The sequence below is a fragment of the Streptomyces sp. NPDC001902 genome, from assembly GCF_042891295.1.
Lineage (GTDB): Bacteria > Actinomycetota > Actinomycetes > Streptomycetales > Streptomycetaceae > Actinacidiphila.
This window is the reverse complement of the sequence record NZ_JBIATA010000016.1, coordinates 146,545-162,174: the sequence shown is the minus strand read 5'-3', so window position 1 is coordinate 162,174 and position 15,630 is coordinate 146,545. Positions and strand designations below refer to the sequence as shown.

Here is a 15,630-nt window from a genome sequence, read left to right as displayed (position 1 = left end):
CCGCGGGCTCAGAGCAGCGGCTTGCCGTCGAAGTGGCCGAGGTCCTCGCGGTACAGCTCCACGTTGACCCCGTTGGGATCGCGGATGTAGAGGCTGTCCTCCACACCGCGGTCCGGCCCGAGGTACTCCACCCCGGCCTCGTCCAGCCGGTGCTTCGCCTCGGTGAACTGCTCGCCGGTCACCGACAGCGCCAGGTGCTGCAGTCCGCCGATCGTCTCGTGCTGCTCGGGGTGCTCGTGGCCGGGGAAGTCGAAGAACCCCAGCAGGTTGTCGTGGCCGATGTCGAAGAAGAAGTGGCTGGAGCCCGCGTAGTCCCGGTTCTCCACCAGCTCCACCAGAGGGAAGCCCAGGAACTCCTGGTAGAAGCGGACGGTCTCCTCGACGTCGCGGCAGATGAACGCGACGTGGTGCACCCCCGCCGCCCGCGTCGCCGGTCGTTCCGCCGGTTCCCGCAGGTACCTCCCGCGCAATTCCTCCCGCCGTGCCCGTACGGCCTCCAACTGCTCGCCCTGCGGCTCACCCATGATCGATCCCGCCTCCTCTGACCCCGCGCTTAATGCGGTGCGCCGGAAGATATACCCGATTAGCCTCCGGGCATGGTGTCCATCGACCGACTCGCGGCATTCGCCCTGGTATCCCTGGTGCTCGTGGTGATCCCCGGCCCCAGCGTCCTCTTCGTCATCGGCCGCGCGCTCGCCCACGGGCGTCGTGTCGCGCTGACCTCCGTCGCCGGCAACACGCTCGGCTCCTACGTCCTGGTGGTCGCGGTCGCCCTCGGCGTCGGCCCCGTGGTGGAGCGCTCGGCGCTGCTGTTCGCGGCCCTCAAGCTCGCCGGCGCCGCCTACCTGGTCTACCTGGGGGTCAAGGCGCTGCGGCACCGCCGGGCCCTGGCCATGGTGCCCGGGGACGCGGGGGCGGCGCGCGGCGCGCTGCGCACGCTCGGCGAGGGCTTCGTGGTCGGGGTCTCGAACCCCAAGACGATGGTCTTCTACGCGGCGGTGCTGCCGCAGTTCGTCGACCGCACGGCCGGTCACGTCACCGTGCAGATGCTGCTGCTCGGCCTGGTCTTCAACGCGATCGCCCTCGTCTCGGACAGCACCATGGGCCTCGTCGCCGCCGCGGCCCGTTCGTGGCTCGCCCGTTCCCCGCGCCGCCTGTCGCTGGTCGGCGGTGCGGGCGGCCTGGCGATGATCGGCCTCGGCGTCACCGTCGCCGCGACGGGACGTACCGACTGATCGGCGTCCCGCTGGTTAGGCTGGGCGGATGGACGACGGACACGCGGACGACACGGCCGCCCTGGAGCGGCTGCGCCACCTGCGCGGCAGCATCGACAACCTGGACGCGGCTCTGGTGCACCTCCTGGCGGAACGCTTCAAGGCCACCCAACAGGTGGGTGAGCTCAAGGCGACGCACAACATGCCGCCCGCCGATCCCGGGCGCGAGGCGGAGCAGATCGCCCGGCTGCGCCGGATGGCCGAGGAGGCGCACCTCGACCCGGCCTTCGCGGAGAAGTTCCTGAAGTTCATCGTCGAAGAGGTCATCCGGCACCACAAGGCGATCGCCGCCGACCGCTCGGGCTGACGGACAGCCGCGTGGGCCCCAGCCGTGGCGTCCCACGGCTGAGGCCCACGTCATTCCGGCACGGCCCCCTACGACACGGGGGTGGTCCGGGGACGCCGCGGCGGACGGGAGGGACACCCGGTCGTCGGGCACGAGGTGCCGTGCCGGAGCCCCGGGTGCTCTCCGGCGGTCACGTCAGATCGCCTCCCTGCTGATGGGCTGCGGGTTGGGCTCGATGTCCTTCTTCCTCGGACGTCCCGGCGGGGTGAGGAAGAGCGCGACGAAGCCGGCGAACAGCGAGATCGAACCCGCGAGGGTGAACGCCCCGCTGTGGCCCCAGTGGCTGACGACGAAGGCACCCATGCCGGAGCCGAGCAGACCCGAGACCAGCTTGGAGCTGTAGACCAGGCCGTAGTTGGACGCGTTGTTGTTCTCACCGAAGTAGTCGGCCGTCATCGCCGCGAACATCGGGAAGATCGCGCCGCCGCCGAACCCGGAGATGGACGAGAAGATCAGGAACAGCGGCAGGTTCTTGATGTCCGCCGACCACAGGATGCCGTACTGCGCGAGGCCGAGGACGAGGCAGACGAAGATCAGGCACTGCTTGCGCCCGTAGCGGTCGGACAGCCAGCCGATGACGCCGCGGCCCGTGCCGTTGACGATCGCCTTCAGGGACATGGCCGTGGCCACGATCCCGCCGGCGAAGCCCGCCTCCTCACCGATGTCGACCTGGAAGGCGATGCCGAAGATGTTCACGCCCGAGGTGCACAGCAGGCAGAACCACATCAGCGCGACCCGGCCGGTCCGCCACGCCTCGGCGGGGGTGTACTGCCGGACGGCGGGCGGGTTCTTCTCCATGGCGCGCCGGGCACGCGGGTCGTCGGGCACCTTCAGCGGGTCGACGTCGGCCGGCCACCAGTTCTTCGGCGGGTCCTTGAAGAAGTACCCCGCCACCGCGACGGTCGCCGCGAGGAAGACGCCGACCGAGACCAGCACCCAGCGGAAGTTGGTCAGGTCCATGTAGCCGGTGAAGAGGAAGACGAACGGCACCGAGCCGTAGGCGAAGCCGCCGTTGACGAAGCCGGTCTTGCCCCCCTTCCGCTCCGGGTACCACTTGCCGACCATGTTGACGCAGGTCGCGTAGACCATGCCGGCGCCCATGCCGCTGAACATGCCGAAGCCGATGTACGCGAAGACGACGTGCGGTGCGAACGCCAGCGACAGGTAGCCCAGGAAGGTGCCCAGGGCGCCGCACATCATCGCGTAGCGCGCCGGCAGCTTCCCGGACTCGCGGAGCTTGCCCGCCGGGAAGGCCACCGCGGCCTGGAAGAACACCCAGACCCCGAGCATCCAGAAGATGTGCAGGCTGCTCCACGAGTGCGCGGTGTGGAGCGTGTCCTCGGCGGACGCGAACGCGTACTCCGCCGAGCTGATGCCCATCATGCCTACCCACGGCAGGATGACCATCCACTTGCGCTTCCGGCCCATAATGTCCATGTCGGACTCGCCGACGCGGAACACCCGGCCGTTGTGGTCGGTCACCTCTCGATAGGTGACGGGTGGTTGGGACGTCGATGTCGTTGACGCCATTGTCATGATTCCCCTGCCTCGAAAGAGTCTGGCCAGCGCCCCCTGGACCTGGGGCCGGCACGGGTCGGTCTCCGTGGAAACCGACCCGTGCCGGCCCCCGTGCTCTTTTCGTGCTGCGTGGCGGGCCCGGTCCGCGTGTCCACGCGGGCCCGGCCCCGTCACGGGTGGTGCGTCGGGTCAGGGCAGCCCAGCTGCCCCGGCCCACCGGTGGACGGTGCCCAGCACCGCCACCGGTTGCTCTGTGGTGTGCGACCGTACGTCCTCGCGCCGCCTGGCGTCCGCCATCGGTCAGATCACCCCGCCGGTCCGCAACACGCCCAGCTCCTCGGCGGAAAGACCCAGTTCGGTGGTGTAGATGTCGTGGTTGTGTTCGCCGAGGAGGGGTGAGCGGTGGATGGTGGTGGGTGAGTCGGAGAGTTTGAGGGGGTTGCCGACGGTGGTGTAGGTGCCGCGTTCGGGGTGTTCGACTTCGACGACGATGTCGTTGGCCTTGAGGCTGGCGTCGTCGATGATCTCCTTGGTGGACAGGATGGGCCCGCACGGGATGTTGTGGGTGTTGAGCTCTTCCAGGACCTGCCATTTGGGCAGGGTGGTGGTCCATTCCTCGATGAGCTGGAACATCTTGGCGAGTTTGGGCAGCCGGGCTTCGGGGGTGGCCCATTCGGGGTCGTCGGCGAGTTCGGGGTGGCCGATGAGTTCGGCCAGGGGCTGCCAGCCGACGGGCTGCACGATGACGTAGACGTAGTCGTTGGGGCCGCCGGGGGCGCATTTGACCGCCCAGCCGGGCTGTCCGCCGCCGGAGGCGTTGCCGGAGCGGGGGACTTCGTCGGTGAAGTCCTCGTTGGGGTACTCCGCCAGTGGTCCGTGGGCCAGGCGCTGCTGGTCGCGGAGTTTGACCCGGCACAGGTTCAGCACCGCGTGCTGCATGGCGACCTGCACGCGTTGTCCGCGACCGGTGTGGGTGCGCTGGTACAGGGCGGCCAGGATCCCGGCCACCGCGTGGACCCCGGTGCCGGAGTCGCCGATCTGGGCGCCGGTGGCCATGGGGGGACCGCCTTCGAAGCCGGTCGTGGCCATTGACCCGCCCATCGCCTGCGCGACGACCTCGTACGCCTTGAACGCGGTGTAGGGGCCGTCCCCGAAGCCCTTGATGGAGGCGTACACGATCCGCGGGTTGATCTCCTGGATCCGCTCCCAGGTGAACCCCATCCGGTCCACCGCGCCCGGCCCGAAGTTCTCCACCATCACGTCACTGCGGGCGATCAGCTCGGTCAGGATCTCCCGCCCGCGCGGGGTCTTGGTGTTCAGCGTGATGCTCCGCTTGTTCGCGTTCAGCATCGTGAAGTACAAGCTGTCCACCCCCGGCACGTCCCGCAACTGACGCCGCGTGATGTCACCACCGGGAGCCTCCAGCTTCACCACGTCCGCACCCAGCCACGCCAGCAACTGCGTCGCCGACGGACCCGACTGCACATGCGTCATATCCAGGACGCGCACACCCTCCAAAGCCTTCGTCACAACCAAGGTTCCTTCCGGTCGGGGGGCCGGTGAGCGGGCCGAACGCGGGATTCCACCCCGCGGTCTGTACATTGCATACAGGCGACGAATACTGTATGCAGACGTTTATCCCGCATGGACGACCCGGTGTCCAGAGGTCTGCACCGGATTATCGTCCGACCCCGAGTCAGGGCAGGTGCGTTTGACGATGGATCTGTTCGAGTACCAAGCACGGGAGCTCTTCGCGCGGCACGGCGTCCCCGTGCTCGCCGCCCACGTGGTGGACGACCCCGCCGAGGCCCGGGCCGCGGCCGAACGCCTCGGCGGGCAGGTCGTGGTGAAGGCCCAGGTGAAGACCGGCGGCCGGGGCAAGGCCGGCGGCGTGAAGCTCGCCTCCGACCCCGCGGACGCGCAGGAGAAGGCCCGCGCCATCCTCGGCCTGGACATCAAGGGCCACACGGTCGGCAAGGTCATGCTGACGCCGACCGCCGACATCCAGGACGAGTACTACGTCTCCTTCCTCCTCGACCGCGCCGAACGGACGTTCCTCGCCATGGCCTCGGCCCAGGGCGGCATGGACATCGAGGAGGTCGCCGCCACCCGGCCGGAGGCCCTGGCCCGCGTCCCCGTCGACGTCGCCGAGGGCGTCACCGAGGAGAAGGCCCGGCAGATCGCCGAAGCGGCCGGACTCCCCGAGGAGACCGTGCCCGTGCTGACCGCACTGTGGGAGGTCTTCACCGCCGAGGACGCCCTGCTGGTCGAGGTCAACCCGCTGGTCCGCACCACGGACGGCCGTCTCCTCGCCTTGGACGGCAAGGTCTCCCTCGACGCCAACGCCCGCTTCCGCCACCCGGACCACGAGGCGTACGAGACCCCCGGCGAGGGCGACCCCCTGGAGGCCGCCGCCCGCGCCAAGGGCCTCAACTACGTCAAGCTCGACGGCACCGTCGGCGTCATCGGCAACGGCGCGGGCCTGGTGATGAGCACCCTCGACGTGGTCGCCCACCACGGCGGGGCCCCCGCCAACTTCCTCGACATCGGCGGCGGCGCCTCCGCCCAGGTGATGGCCGACGGGCTCGGCGTCATCCTCTCCGACCCCGACGTCACCTCCGTCCTCGTCAACGTCTTCGGCGGCATCACCGCCTGCGACGCCGTCGCGGACGGCATCGTCCAGGCCCTCGACCTGGTCGAGCTCACCAAGCCCCTCGTCGTCCGCCTCGACGGCAACAACGCCGAGCGCGGCCGGGCCGTCCTCGACGAGGCCGCGGCGACGCTGGGCCCCCTCGTACAGCAGCTGGACACCATGGACGGCGCGGCCGCGCGGGCCGCCGAGCCCGCAAGGAGCTGATCGCGATGGCCATCTTCCTCGACCGCAACAGCAAGGTGATCGTCCAGGGCATGACCGGCTCGGAGGGCATGAAGCACACCCGCCGCATGCTCGCCTCGGGGACGGACGTCGTCGGCGGCGTCAACCCGCGCAAGGCCGGCACGAGGGTCGAGTTCGACGGGCGCACCGTCCCGGTCTTCGGCTCGGTCAAGGAGGCGGTCGGCACGACCGGCGCCGACGTCAGCGTCGTCTTCGTGCCGCCGCCCTTCGTGCGCGCCGCCGTCGACGAGGCCGTCGACGGCGGCCTCGGGCTCGTCGTCGTCATCACCGAGGGCGTCCCCGTGCACGACACGGTCGCCTTCCGGGCCCGCGCGGTCGCCTCCGGCACCCGCGTCATCGGGCCCAACTGTCCCGGTCTCATCAGCCCCGGCCAGTCCAACGCGGGCATTATCCCGGACGACATCACCACCTCCGGCCGCATCGGCCTGGTGTCGAAGTCCGGCACGCTCACCTACCAACTGATGTACGAGCTGCGCGACCTCGGGTTCTCCACCGCCGTCGGCATCGGCGGCGACCCCGTCATCGGCACCACCCACATCGACTGCCTGCGCGCCTTCCAGGACGACCCCGACACCGACCTGATCGTCATGATCGGCGAGATCGGCGGCGACGCCGAGGAACGCGCCGCCTCCTACGTCTCCCGCCTGGTCACCAAGCCGGTCGTCGGCTACGTCGCGGGCTTCACCGCGCCCGAGGGCAAGACCATGGGCCACGCCGGCGCCATCGTCTCCGGCTCCTCCGGCACCGCGCAGGCCAAGAAGGAGGCGCTGGAGGCCGCCGGCGTCAGGGTCGGCAGCACCCCCTCGGAGACCGCACGGCTCGTGCGCGGGCTGCTGCGGTGACCGCCCCCACCGGGGCCGCGGGCGTGGAGCAGCTGCTCACCCGCAGGTACGACGTGGGCGCGGCACTCGTACCGCTCGACCTCACAAGGACGCGGGCCCGCACCGGAGTAGCCGTCGTCGCGTGCATGGACGCCCGGCTCGGCGTCGAGGCGATGTTCGGGCTGCGGCCGGGCGACGCCGACGTCATCCGCAACGCGGGCGGGTGCGTCACCCCCGACACCCTCCGCTCGCTCCGGCTGAGCCAACTACAGGGCGGCACCCGCGAGATCGTGCTGGTGCACCACGAGGACTGCGCGGTGCTGGGCGACCCCGAGCAGGACCTGCGCGCGTGCATGGCCCGCCTCCGCGCCGCCACGGAGCTGCCCCGCACCGAGGTGGTGCGGGGATTCCTCTACACCCGTGGTGGTGCGCTGCGGGAGATCCGCCGTGATCGGGCGGAGCAGCCATGACCCTCACCCTCAAACCCGGAACGGCCTGGACCGACGCCTGGCGGCGGTGCCAGCGGGCCGCTCCCGAGGCGTTCCACGAGGACCGCGTGCTCAACCTGTGGGCCGGGGCCTGGCGGACCGGCGGCCGGATCCTGCCGGCCACCAGCCCCGTCGACGGCACCCCCGTCGCCGGGGTGCCCCGGCTCGACGCGGGCACCGCCCGGCAGGCCGTCCGCGCCGCCCTCGACCAGCACCGCGCCTGGCGGGTGATCCCGCTTCCCGAGCGCAGGGCGCGGGTCTCGGCCGCCCTGGACGCCCTGGCCGAGCACCGCGTGCTGCTCGCGCTCCTCCTGGTCTGGGAGATCGGCAAGCCCTGGCGGCTCGCCCTGGCCGACGTCGACCGGGCCGTCGACGGGGTCCGCTGGTACGTCGGCGAGATCGACGACATGGTCGAGTGGCGCCGCCCGCTGCCCGGCCCGGTCGCCAACCTCGCCGGCTGGAACTACCCCATGAGCATCCTGGTCCACGCGATGCTCGTGCAGGCGCTGGCCGGCAACGCCGCCATCGCCAGGACCCCCGCCGACGGGGGCCTGGCCTGCCTGACCCTGGCCTGCGCGCTCATCGCCCGCGAGGACGTACCGGTGACCCTGGTCGGCGGCGGCGACGAGCTCTGCGAGGCGCTGGTACGGGCCCCGGAGATCGGCTGCGTCTGTTCCGTCGGCGGCCGGGACGCGGGCGGCCGGGTCGCCTCCGGCCTCACCGACCCCAGCAGACGCCATGTCATCGAGCAGGAGGGCCTGAACACCTGGGGCGTGTGGGACTACAGCGACTGGGAGACCCTGACCGGTCACCTCCGCGGGACCTTCGACTACGCCAAGCAGCGCCGCACCGCCTACCCCCGCTTCGTCGTGCGGCGCGACCTCCTGGCCGACTTCCTGTCCGCGTACCTGCCGGTCGTGCGCTCCGTGCGCCTCGGCCACCCGCTCGCCGTGGACGACCCAGGGGACGACCTCCCCGAGCTCGACTTCGGGCCGCTGATCAACGCGGCCAAGGCCAAGGAACTCGACGACCTCGTCTCCGAAGCCGTCGAGCGCGGTGCCACCCCGCTCCACCGCGGCAGCCTCGCCGACGCCCGCCTGCTGCCCGGCCAGGACACCTCCGCCTACCTGGCGCCGGTCACGCTCCTCGACCCTCCCGCCATCTCCCCGCTGCACCATGCGGAGCCCTTCGGCCCGGTCGACACGATCGTCCTGGTCGACACCGAGGCGGAGCTGCTGGCCGCCATGAACGCCGGCGACGGCGCCCTCGTCGCCACCCTCTCCACCGACGACGAGGACACCTACGCCCGCCTCGCCCCGGACATCCGCGCCTTCAAGATCGGCCACAACAGGCCCCGGTCCCGCGGCGACCGCGCCGAGCCCTTCGGCGGCCTCGGCGCCTCCTGGCGCGGCGCCTTCGTCGGCGGCGACCTGCTGGTCCGCGCCGTCACGCGGGGCCCCGCGGGCGAACGCCCCCCGGGGAACTTCCCCGGTTACCACCTGATGCCGCCCGAGGCTGTGTAGGGGCACTCCGGTGCCGGGGCCCACACGGCCCCGGCACCCTGTGCACCCTGCGGATACGCAGGTGAAACCCACCCCGAATCCTTGGTATCGTTGTGCCTGTCGCCGCGGGGCCAGCCCTGCGGATCACCTGTCCGGGTGGCGGAATGGCAGACGCGCTAGCTTGAGGTGCTAGTGCCCTTTATCGGGCGTGGGGGTTCAAGTCCCCCCTCGGACACTCGCTATAGCGATACGCGGATGAGGGGCCTCGACCTGACGGTCGCGGCCCTACGTGCATGTATGTAGCTGATCGTGATCCCGAGCGCTTCGTAGAGCGGGCCCTTCTTCTCGGCGTCGACGGCTTGGATGCGTTGTGCGACGTCTCCGAGCCTCTCAGTGATCTCCCGGATCTGGTCGGCGGTGAGTGGCGTTTCCTTCTTTCGGGTGGCGGGGGGTGGCGTGTCGAGCTTCGTGCGTGCTGTCTCCTTGTCCGCTTGTGCCTGGTTGATCCATTGGGTGACGACGGCGGGGTCGCCGGCTTCGAGGGCGGCCTGGTAGCGGGCGAGACGCCGCTCGCATTCCTTGACTGCGGGCTTGCGCCTGCTCCGGGGTGAGTGGTCTCGGCCGCGTTCGCTTCCGCGCTGGCGTGGGCGAGGGCGGTGAGGGTGGCGGCGAGCCGGCCGGGGAGGAAGGCTTGCGCGATCCACCGGTCCAGGGCCCGGCACACCTCGTCCTCCCGCAGGTACACGGTCCGGGGGTGATCCAGCCCGGGGTGCAGGGACTGCTCCTGGTCCTTGAACTCGCAGCGGTAGTAGACCGTGTGGCGGATCGTCGCGGGCTGCATCTTGTGTCCGCACGTTCTCACATCACACCCGCCCTCGCAGCGCGTACGCCCGTTGCCCCGGCCCTCGTTGTCGTCCGGGGAGTTCGAGGCGCTGCGGCGCGCTGCTGACGGATTGTCTTGACGGTGTCGAAGAGTTGGGTGGTGACGAGCGCCTGGTGAGCGGTTTCGTTGGACCATACCCATTGTTCGGCCAGGTTGTGGGTCATGCGGGTGCGGTGGCCGAGGGTGACGTCGTCGACGTCGTAGAGGTGCTCCTCCTTGCGCTGCTTGTTCCAGATTTCGTAGCCGGTGTAGCGGGGGTTGGTGAGGACGGCGCCGGCTTGCCAGGCGGTTTTCTTGCTGTGGGGGTTGCGGGCCGGGTCGTGGGCGGAGGGGCAGGGGGATGCCTTCCCGGGTGAGTTGGGTGGCGATGGGCTTGTCGCTTATGCCGTCGACGTACATCTGGAAGATCCGCGCCACGATGGGGGCGGCGGCGGGGTCGGGTTCCAGCCGGTGCACGTGGCAGCAGTTGCCGGCGCCGTCGTTCGGCCCGTCGGGAGCGACCGCGCATCGCCGCTTCACGGAGTGGAGCAAGGCCCGGGTGTGGGCCAAGCTGCACCGTCTGGTGCTCGACGAGCTCGGCTCGCGCGGTGAGCTGGACTGGAGCCGGTGCGCGATCGACTCGGTGAACATGCGGGCCCTGAAGGGGGGACCTGACAGGCCCGAATCCTGTCGACCGGGCAAGAACGGGTCGAAGATCCACTTGATCACCGAAGGCTCCGGTCTGCCCGTCTCCATCGGGATCTCGGGAGCGAACACGCAGGACAGCCAGGCCCTGATTCCCCTGATCCGCGGCATACCGCCGATCCGCTCGCGCCGCGGACCGCGCCGGCGCAAGCCCTCCAAGCTCTACGCGGACAAAGCCTACGACTACGCTCACCTGCGACGATGGTTACGGCAACGAGGCATCATCCACCGCATCGCCCGAAAGGGCATCGAGTCATCCGCACGCCTAGGTCGGCATCGCTGGAAGATCGAACGGACAATGGCCTGGCTTGCCGGATGCCACCGAGTCCTTCGACACAGTCTTCGCGGCCGACGGCATCGAGACCCTGAAGACGACGCCGCGTTCCCCGCGGATGAACGTGCACTGCGAAAGGGTCAGAAGCCCACGCTCGACGCGTACTCCATCTACGCCCTCCACTACAACGCACACCACCCCCACCAGGGCCGGGGACGACTTCTTCTCCTCGCCCAGGGGCACCCGGCGTCCTCGACCCACCTGACCGCGCACCGACTCCGCCCCCGAGTACTGGGCGGCGTCATCAACGAGTACAGGTACGCGGCTTGACCAGCAGCGATGGGTTTCTGAACGGCACAGCCTTCGGCAGCGCCGTGAAGACCACCACTGTACGAATCGAAAGTCCCTGACTGGACGGACGCCGGTCAGGGACTTTCGCGTACATGCCGGAGCGGTGCGGACCCGTCGCGGCTGCGTGGTGGACGGCGCTGCTCCATTCAGGCGGTCGTGCAGCCGCTGGTCGGCAGAGAGCCGAAGGTGGGCGGCGTACGCCCGTCGTAGATCGCCAGCAGGTAGTCCTGCGGGCAGTGGGCCACGCCGTCGCTGGTCCTGATCTCCACGTGCAGGTGGGGTGCGCCGGAGTTGCCGGTGTCGCCGGTGGTGGCGATTCGGGTGCCGGCCGCCACCTGGACACCGTCGGCCACGGAACGTGCGCTGAGGTGGCAGTAGACGAAGCGCGAACCGTCCGACTGGAGCAGCCGGATACCGATGCCACAGGTCTCGCTGTTGTAGTGGTCGACGACCCCACTCTTGATCGCGTATGCCGGGACGTAGCTCACGATCAGGTCGATGGCCGGAGTGGTGCCGTAGTGCGGAGCCGCGTAGTCCGACCGGGGGACAGCGCTCCGGGCGAGCGGCAGCGAGTAACCGGACGGGGTGCCGCCACCGCCGCTGTCCGCACCGTTGGTGCCAAGGAGGCTCTGCCAGGTCTGCGGCCCGACCACGCCGTCGACGGTGAGACCGTGGGAGCTCTGGTAGGAGCGCACCGCGCTGTTGGTGACGGGTCCGAACTGCCCGTCCACGGGTATGCCCGCACCGTATGCATTGAGCTGGGTCTGCGCCGCCTTCACCGCCTCGCCGGTCGATCCCTGGCTCACCGAGACGATCAGGTGTGGCCACGTCTGCACGCCGATCGTGCCGTCGGCGGTCAGTCCGCGGGCGGTCTGGAAGCTGATCACGGCCGAGCGGGTGGCCGGTCCGAACTGCCCGTCCGCCGCGATGCCGGAACCGTGGTACCGCAACAGATACTGCGCGGCCTTGGTGTCCACCCCGCTCGCGCCCTCGCTGATCGACGGCCAGGCGGACAGAGCCTGGGCCTGGGTTGCCGGTAGCAGCGCGACGAGGAACGCGGTCACCACGGTCAGTACGGTGACGCCAACGGATCGAAGTCTTCCTGAGTGCATGGAACGGCCTCCACTGGTGGTAAGTGATGTGCCACCGCAGCACGCGGGCCGCCCGCTGTGCGATCCGGACCGCGCAACCCGCACCCGGACCGGGCCCTGAACGCCTGGGCCTCCTGTCGCCCTGGTTCGGGGCGGCCCGCCCACGCCACGCCGACGGGAGTCAGCGAGCCGGTGACGGAGCTGCAGATGCCCTGAGGGATTGCGGTTTTGGGCATGCGTGAACTCCCGTCAGGACGGATGGCGGGCCAGCCTGCGCGTGGTGCCGCACCAACATGCCACCAACGGCTCTACACGGGTAGACCCCCGCAGGGGCTTCTCGGCGGCCAAGGTGTTACCGCGACCTCTCCACGGCCACCCACGTGGGCCTGCTGCCTGCCCGCACCAGCCGCGTGGGCCTCGCCTACCGACCGCTCCGTCTTCCATCAGCCCGACACGGCCAACTTGCGAGAGACCTCGCCATCGAGCTGGGGCGTGCGGGTCGACTCGCTGCGTTTCCGATCCGCGACCGGGATGCGAAGTACACCGAGTCCTTCGACGCGGTCTTCGCCGCCGAACGCTGTGTTGACAGGTACATGCCCCTCGTCTTAGCTTCCTTTGGGCCGCGGTGCCGCACCGCCCCGCGCCCCCCAGGAGGATGCACATGGTCGCATCGTTCGTCACTCATTGCGCCCTCGACGGCGCGACGTACCGCCTGGAGGGCGACCTCGATCTGCGGGCGGCGTGCACCTCGGCCGTCGAGGTGGTGGTCGGTGGGCGGTTGGTCGAGTTCACCGCCGGACCGGCCACTTTGGGCGACGATGTCGCCGCTTCCCTGGGCCTCGGAGCGCCCGATGCCGAGCTCACCTTCCAGAAAGGCATGCTGCGTATCTTTGAGTCGATCGAGCGCGAGCCGCGCTCGGGGCTCGTAGAGCGGCCGTTGCTCGTCGCGTGGCGCGGCGAGCGCCACGCACTCGTGACCCGGCTGTACGGCCTGAGCGTGGCCGAAGTGCTCGGGCTGCTGCGGTCGGTGGGCATCGCCGAGAGCACGTACGGGCTCACTCTCCAGCCCAGTCCGTCGGCCGGAAGTGCCTTCGCGCGGCCCGCGACGGTGATCAAGGAGGTGCCCGGCCTCGGGCTGCTGGAGCTGTCGCGGCGTACGAGGGAGCACACCGCCCAGCTTCCGCCCTGGAAGGGGGTGGCGGTCGCGTCCGGCGAGTTGTTCCGCGACACACTCTCCGACGGCAGCCCGTTCTTCGTGCTCTCGTCGACGGAGATCTGGGCCACGGTGGTGCCGCTGGCGTCGACGTCCGTCGAGCGGGTGCCCGAGGCCGTCGGGCGGCTCAAGCTGCGGCTCACGGGGTGACCCGGCGGTGATCGGCTTCTACGGCGGGCTCACCGCCGCGATCGTCGTACTGAGTCTGCTCGTGGGTACGGGCTCCCACGCGGCGCGTCCCGCCGCCCTGGGAGAGGCACTGCGGGCGCACGGCGTGCTGGGACGCCAGTCGCGCCGGCTCGCGGCGGCCGTCCTGCCGGTCACCGAGGGCGCCCTCGGGGTGGTCGGCGTGGCCGCGCTGACGACAGGTCACCAGCGGGTGCTGCAGAGCGTACTCGCAGCGGGGGCCGCGCTCCTCGGGCTCTATGCGCTCTACACGCGGCACGTCCTCGCCCTCGGTCGTGGGGGTCCGTGCGGCTGCTCGCGCCGGGATCTGCCCCTCAGCCGCTGGGTGACCCGGCGGGCCGCGGCCCTGGCCGGACTCGCGGCGGCCGGCGCGGTCATCGCCGGGGCCGGCCCGGTACGGCTGTCCACGGCGGAGCTGGTCACGCTGATGCTTGCCGCACCTTCCTGCACCGTGCTGCTGTGGTCCCTGCCCGCCGCCATGCACGAGCCGGCCCCGGCCCCGGTGATGACCGCGCCGGCCGCTGCCCACGATCACCCGCCGACCAACGCCACCGTGCACCGGACCACAGAAGGAGTGTCGTCGCGATGGATTTCACCACCAGCGCCTTGATCGCCTCGTGGGCGGCGATCGCGCTGCTCGCGCTGGTTGTCTCGGGACTGGTCAGGCAGGTGCACCAGTTGTCGCGCGCCCAGCCGCACCGCCCCGGGCGGGCAGGCATCGCCCCCGGCGCGCCCGCGCCCGGGCTCGACACGGCCAGGCCGGACGACACGGCACGGCTCGACGGCCTCCTGACGCCGGGCCGCCCCGCGCTGCTGCTGTTCCTCGACGCTGATTGCGGCACCTGCGTCCAGGTGCTCGCCGAAGCCGGAGCCTGGACGGTCCGTCAAGGCCTGGGCCAAGATCAGGGCCGGGGCCAAGGTCAGCGTGACCCAGGTCAGCGCGACCCTGTCGCCCCACAGGTGTTCGCGCTCTACGCGGGCCCCACACCCCAGACCGGTGATGGCACCGTACCGGTCCGCGGTGGCCATGCGGACCTGTTCACGGCGTACGACATCCCCGCCACCCCCTATGCGGTGGCCATCGACGCGGAGGGCCGGATCGCCCGTTCGGAACCGCTCGGCTCGCCCACCGCGCTGCTGCGGCTGCTCGACGACATCCATCCCGCGACGCCGAGGAGCCTGCGATGACGTCACTGGACGACGTGCCCACACTTCGCCGGTCGGGGAGCGGCGGCCGCGGCTCGCGGACCAGGCGCGGGGCCCTGCCGTCGTTCGCGCCGCGCCGGCGCACGGTGCTGCAGGCGGCGACCGCCGTGGGCTTCGCCGCGCTCGGGGTGTTCTCCGCCGCCCGGCAGGCGTACGCCGACGGCTACGACATCTGGACCGGTGCGTGCCCGAGTTACGCGGAGGACCACAACTGCTCGCCGGGCTGCGGGCCCAGCACCGTCTACGCCGACGCGTGCGTGACGTCAGGGACGAACACCGGCTTCCACCGGTCGGACGGTGTCACCTGGACCCTGCGGCCCAACCAGTGCTACGCCGGGACCTACGACGGCTGGCTGTGGCGCTTCAGCGCGGCCTGCGGCACCTGCGGCTGCGGTATCGAGCGGCGCTGCCACGACGGCTACCGCAACACCGGTTCCGGCTGGGTGAAGTCCATCTGCCGCTGGACCACCGACTGCGGCTGCCCCGGCTCCGTGAACTGGCCGACCATCGGCCGCGGCGCCACCGGGCCCGACGTCCACACCGTCCAGCACCTGCTCACCCACCACGGCCATCCGACGGCTGTCGACGGCATCTTCGGGCCGGACACCGAGGCGATGGTCGAGGAGTTCCAGTCGGCGAACGGATTGAGCCCCACGGGAAGCGTCGGTCCGGCCACGTGGCCGGTCCTGGTCGCCACCGTGCGGCAGGGAGACGTGAACCACGCCGTGCGCGGCGCCCAGCGGCAGCTCAACAAGCACGGCTACGCGCTGACGGTCGACGGCAACTTCGGTTCGCTCACACTCCAGGCCGTGGTCTCGTTCCAGTCCCTGCACGGGCTGACGGCCGACGGCGTGGTCGGCCAGAACACCTGGCGCACGCTGACCGGGACGGTCTAGG

At 70.7% G+C, this 15,630-nt stretch carries 15 protein-coding genes, 1 tRNA gene and 1 pseudogene; 12 read left to right on the top strand and 5 right to left on the bottom strand.

Annotated elements, in window-relative coordinates; all coding sequences use genetic code 11:
• Nucleotides 1-8: 8 nt before the first annotated feature.
• Nucleotides 9-524 (bottom strand): VOC family protein, encoded by a 516-nt coding sequence (locus ACFYYN_RS25360; RefSeq protein ID WP_500547617.1) that lies wholly within the window; start codon nt 522-524, stop codon nt 9-11.
• Between the two features lie 72 nt (nt 525-596).
• Between ACFYYN_RS25360 and ACFYYN_RS25355 the strand changes: the two genes are divergently transcribed.
• Both ACFYYN_RS25355 and ACFYYN_RS25350 read left to right on the top strand, forming a co-directional pair.
• Entirely contained in the window at nt 597-1,235 is a 639-nt protein-coding gene (locus tag ACFYYN_RS25355) for a LysE family translocator (RefSeq protein ID WP_500547616.1), read from the top strand.
• 28 nt (nt 1,236-1,263) lie between these two features.
• Nucleotides 1,264-1,581 (top strand): chorismate mutase, encoded by a 318-nt coding sequence (locus ACFYYN_RS25350; protein WP_500547615.1) that lies wholly within the window; start codon nt 1,264-1,266, stop codon nt 1,579-1,581.
• Nucleotides 1,582-1,755: 174 nt separating this feature from the next.
• Here the strand turns inward: ACFYYN_RS25350 and ACFYYN_RS25345 are convergent, their stop codons facing one another.
• Complete coding sequence (locus ACFYYN_RS25345) at nt 1,756-3,150, bottom strand: OFA family MFS transporter (protein ID WP_500547614.1); 1,395 nt, start codon at nt 3,148-3,150, stop codon at nt 1,756-1,758.
• A gap of 288 nt (nt 3,151-3,438) precedes the next feature.
• Nucleotides 3,439-4,668, bottom strand: a complete 1,230-nt coding sequence (frc, locus tag ACFYYN_RS25340; protein ID WP_500547613.1) for a formyl-CoA transferase — start codon at nt 4,666-4,668, stop codon at nt 3,439-3,441.
• A 187-nt stretch (nt 4,669-4,855) separates the two neighbouring features.
• Between frc and sucC the strand changes: the two genes are divergently transcribed.
• From sucC to ACFYYN_RS25315, 5 genes are all read left to right on the top strand, one after another.
• The gene (gene sucC, locus ACFYYN_RS25335) at nt 4,856-5,995 is read left to right on the top strand and encodes an ADP-forming succinate--CoA ligase subunit beta (protein ID WP_500547612.1); all 1,140 of its coding nucleotides are present in this window, start codon (nt 4,856-4,858) and stop codon (nt 5,993-5,995) included.
• Between the two features lie 5 nt (nt 5,996-6,000).
• Nucleotides 6,001-6,876 carry a succinate--CoA ligase subunit alpha gene (sucD, locus tag ACFYYN_RS25330; protein WP_500547611.1) on the top strand — a complete coding sequence of 292 codons (876 nt, stop codon included), beginning with the start codon at nt 6,001-6,003 and terminating at the stop codon, nt 6,874-6,876.
• Nucleotides 6,873-7,325 carry a carbonic anhydrase gene (locus ACFYYN_RS25325; protein WP_500332345.1) on the top strand — a complete coding sequence of 151 codons (453 nt, stop codon included), beginning with the start codon at nt 6,873-6,875 and terminating at the stop codon, nt 7,323-7,325. Before sucD ends, ACFYYN_RS25325 begins: the two co-directional genes overlap by 4 nt.
• On the top strand, nt 7,322-8,866 hold the full coding sequence (locus ACFYYN_RS25320) for an aldehyde dehydrogenase family protein (RefSeq protein ID WP_500547610.1): 1,545 nt from the start codon (nt 7,322-7,324) through the stop codon (nt 8,864-8,866). The genes ACFYYN_RS25325 and ACFYYN_RS25320 overlap by 4 nt, the downstream gene beginning before the upstream one ends.
• A 129-nt stretch (nt 8,867-8,995) precedes the next feature.
• A tRNA-Leu gene (locus tag ACFYYN_RS25315) sits at nt 8,996-9,080 on the top strand.
• Nucleotides 9,081-9,703: 623 nt separating this feature from the next.
• Here the strand turns inward: ACFYYN_RS25315 and ACFYYN_RS25310 are convergent.
• A pseudogene (locus tag ACFYYN_RS25310) lies at nt 9,704-9,988 on the bottom strand (hypothetical protein); the annotation flags it as partial.
• A gap of 107 nt (nt 9,989-10,095) precedes the next feature.
• Here ACFYYN_RS25310 and ACFYYN_RS25305 point away from each other — a divergent pair.
• The gene (locus ACFYYN_RS25305; protein WP_500547657.1) at nt 10,096-11,016 is read left to right on the top strand and encodes an IS5 family transposase; all 921 of its coding nucleotides are present in this window, start codon (nt 10,096-10,098) and stop codon (nt 11,014-11,016) included.
• Between the two features lie 167 nt (nt 11,017-11,183).
• Here the strand turns inward: ACFYYN_RS25305 and ACFYYN_RS25300 are convergent, their stop codons facing one another.
• Nucleotides 11,184-12,104: a peptidoglycan-binding protein gene (locus ACFYYN_RS25300; protein WP_500547609.1), complete on the bottom strand. Its 921-nt coding sequence runs from the start codon at nt 12,102-12,104 to the stop codon at nt 11,184-11,186.
• A 685-nt stretch (nt 12,105-12,789) separates the two neighbouring features.
• On the opposite strand from ACFYYN_RS25300, the gene ACFYYN_RS25295 reads away from it, so the two are divergent.
• The 4 genes from ACFYYN_RS25295 to ACFYYN_RS25280 are packed head-to-tail and all read left to right on the top strand — an operon-like array spanning nt 12,790 to nt 15,629.
• Nucleotides 12,790-13,491, top strand: coding sequence for a hypothetical protein (locus ACFYYN_RS25295; protein ID WP_500547608.1), 702 nt, complete (start codon nt 12,790-12,792; stop codon nt 13,489-13,491).
• Between the two features lie 7 nt (nt 13,492-13,498).
• Nucleotides 13,499-14,137, top strand: coding sequence for a MauE/DoxX family redox-associated membrane protein (locus ACFYYN_RS25290; RefSeq protein ID WP_500547607.1), 639 nt, complete (start codon nt 13,499-13,501; stop codon nt 14,135-14,137).
• Entirely contained in the window at nt 14,113-14,715 is a 603-nt protein-coding gene (locus tag ACFYYN_RS25285) for a thioredoxin domain-containing protein (protein ID WP_500547606.1), read from the top strand. The genes ACFYYN_RS25290 and ACFYYN_RS25285 overlap by 25 nt, the downstream gene beginning before the upstream one ends.
• Complete coding sequence (locus tag ACFYYN_RS25280) at nt 14,712-15,629, top strand: peptidoglycan-binding domain-containing protein (protein ID WP_500547605.1); 918 nt, start codon at nt 14,712-14,714, stop codon at nt 15,627-15,629. The genes ACFYYN_RS25285 and ACFYYN_RS25280 overlap by 4 nt, the downstream gene beginning before the upstream one ends.
• The last annotated feature ends 1 nt before the right edge of the window (nt 15,630 follow it).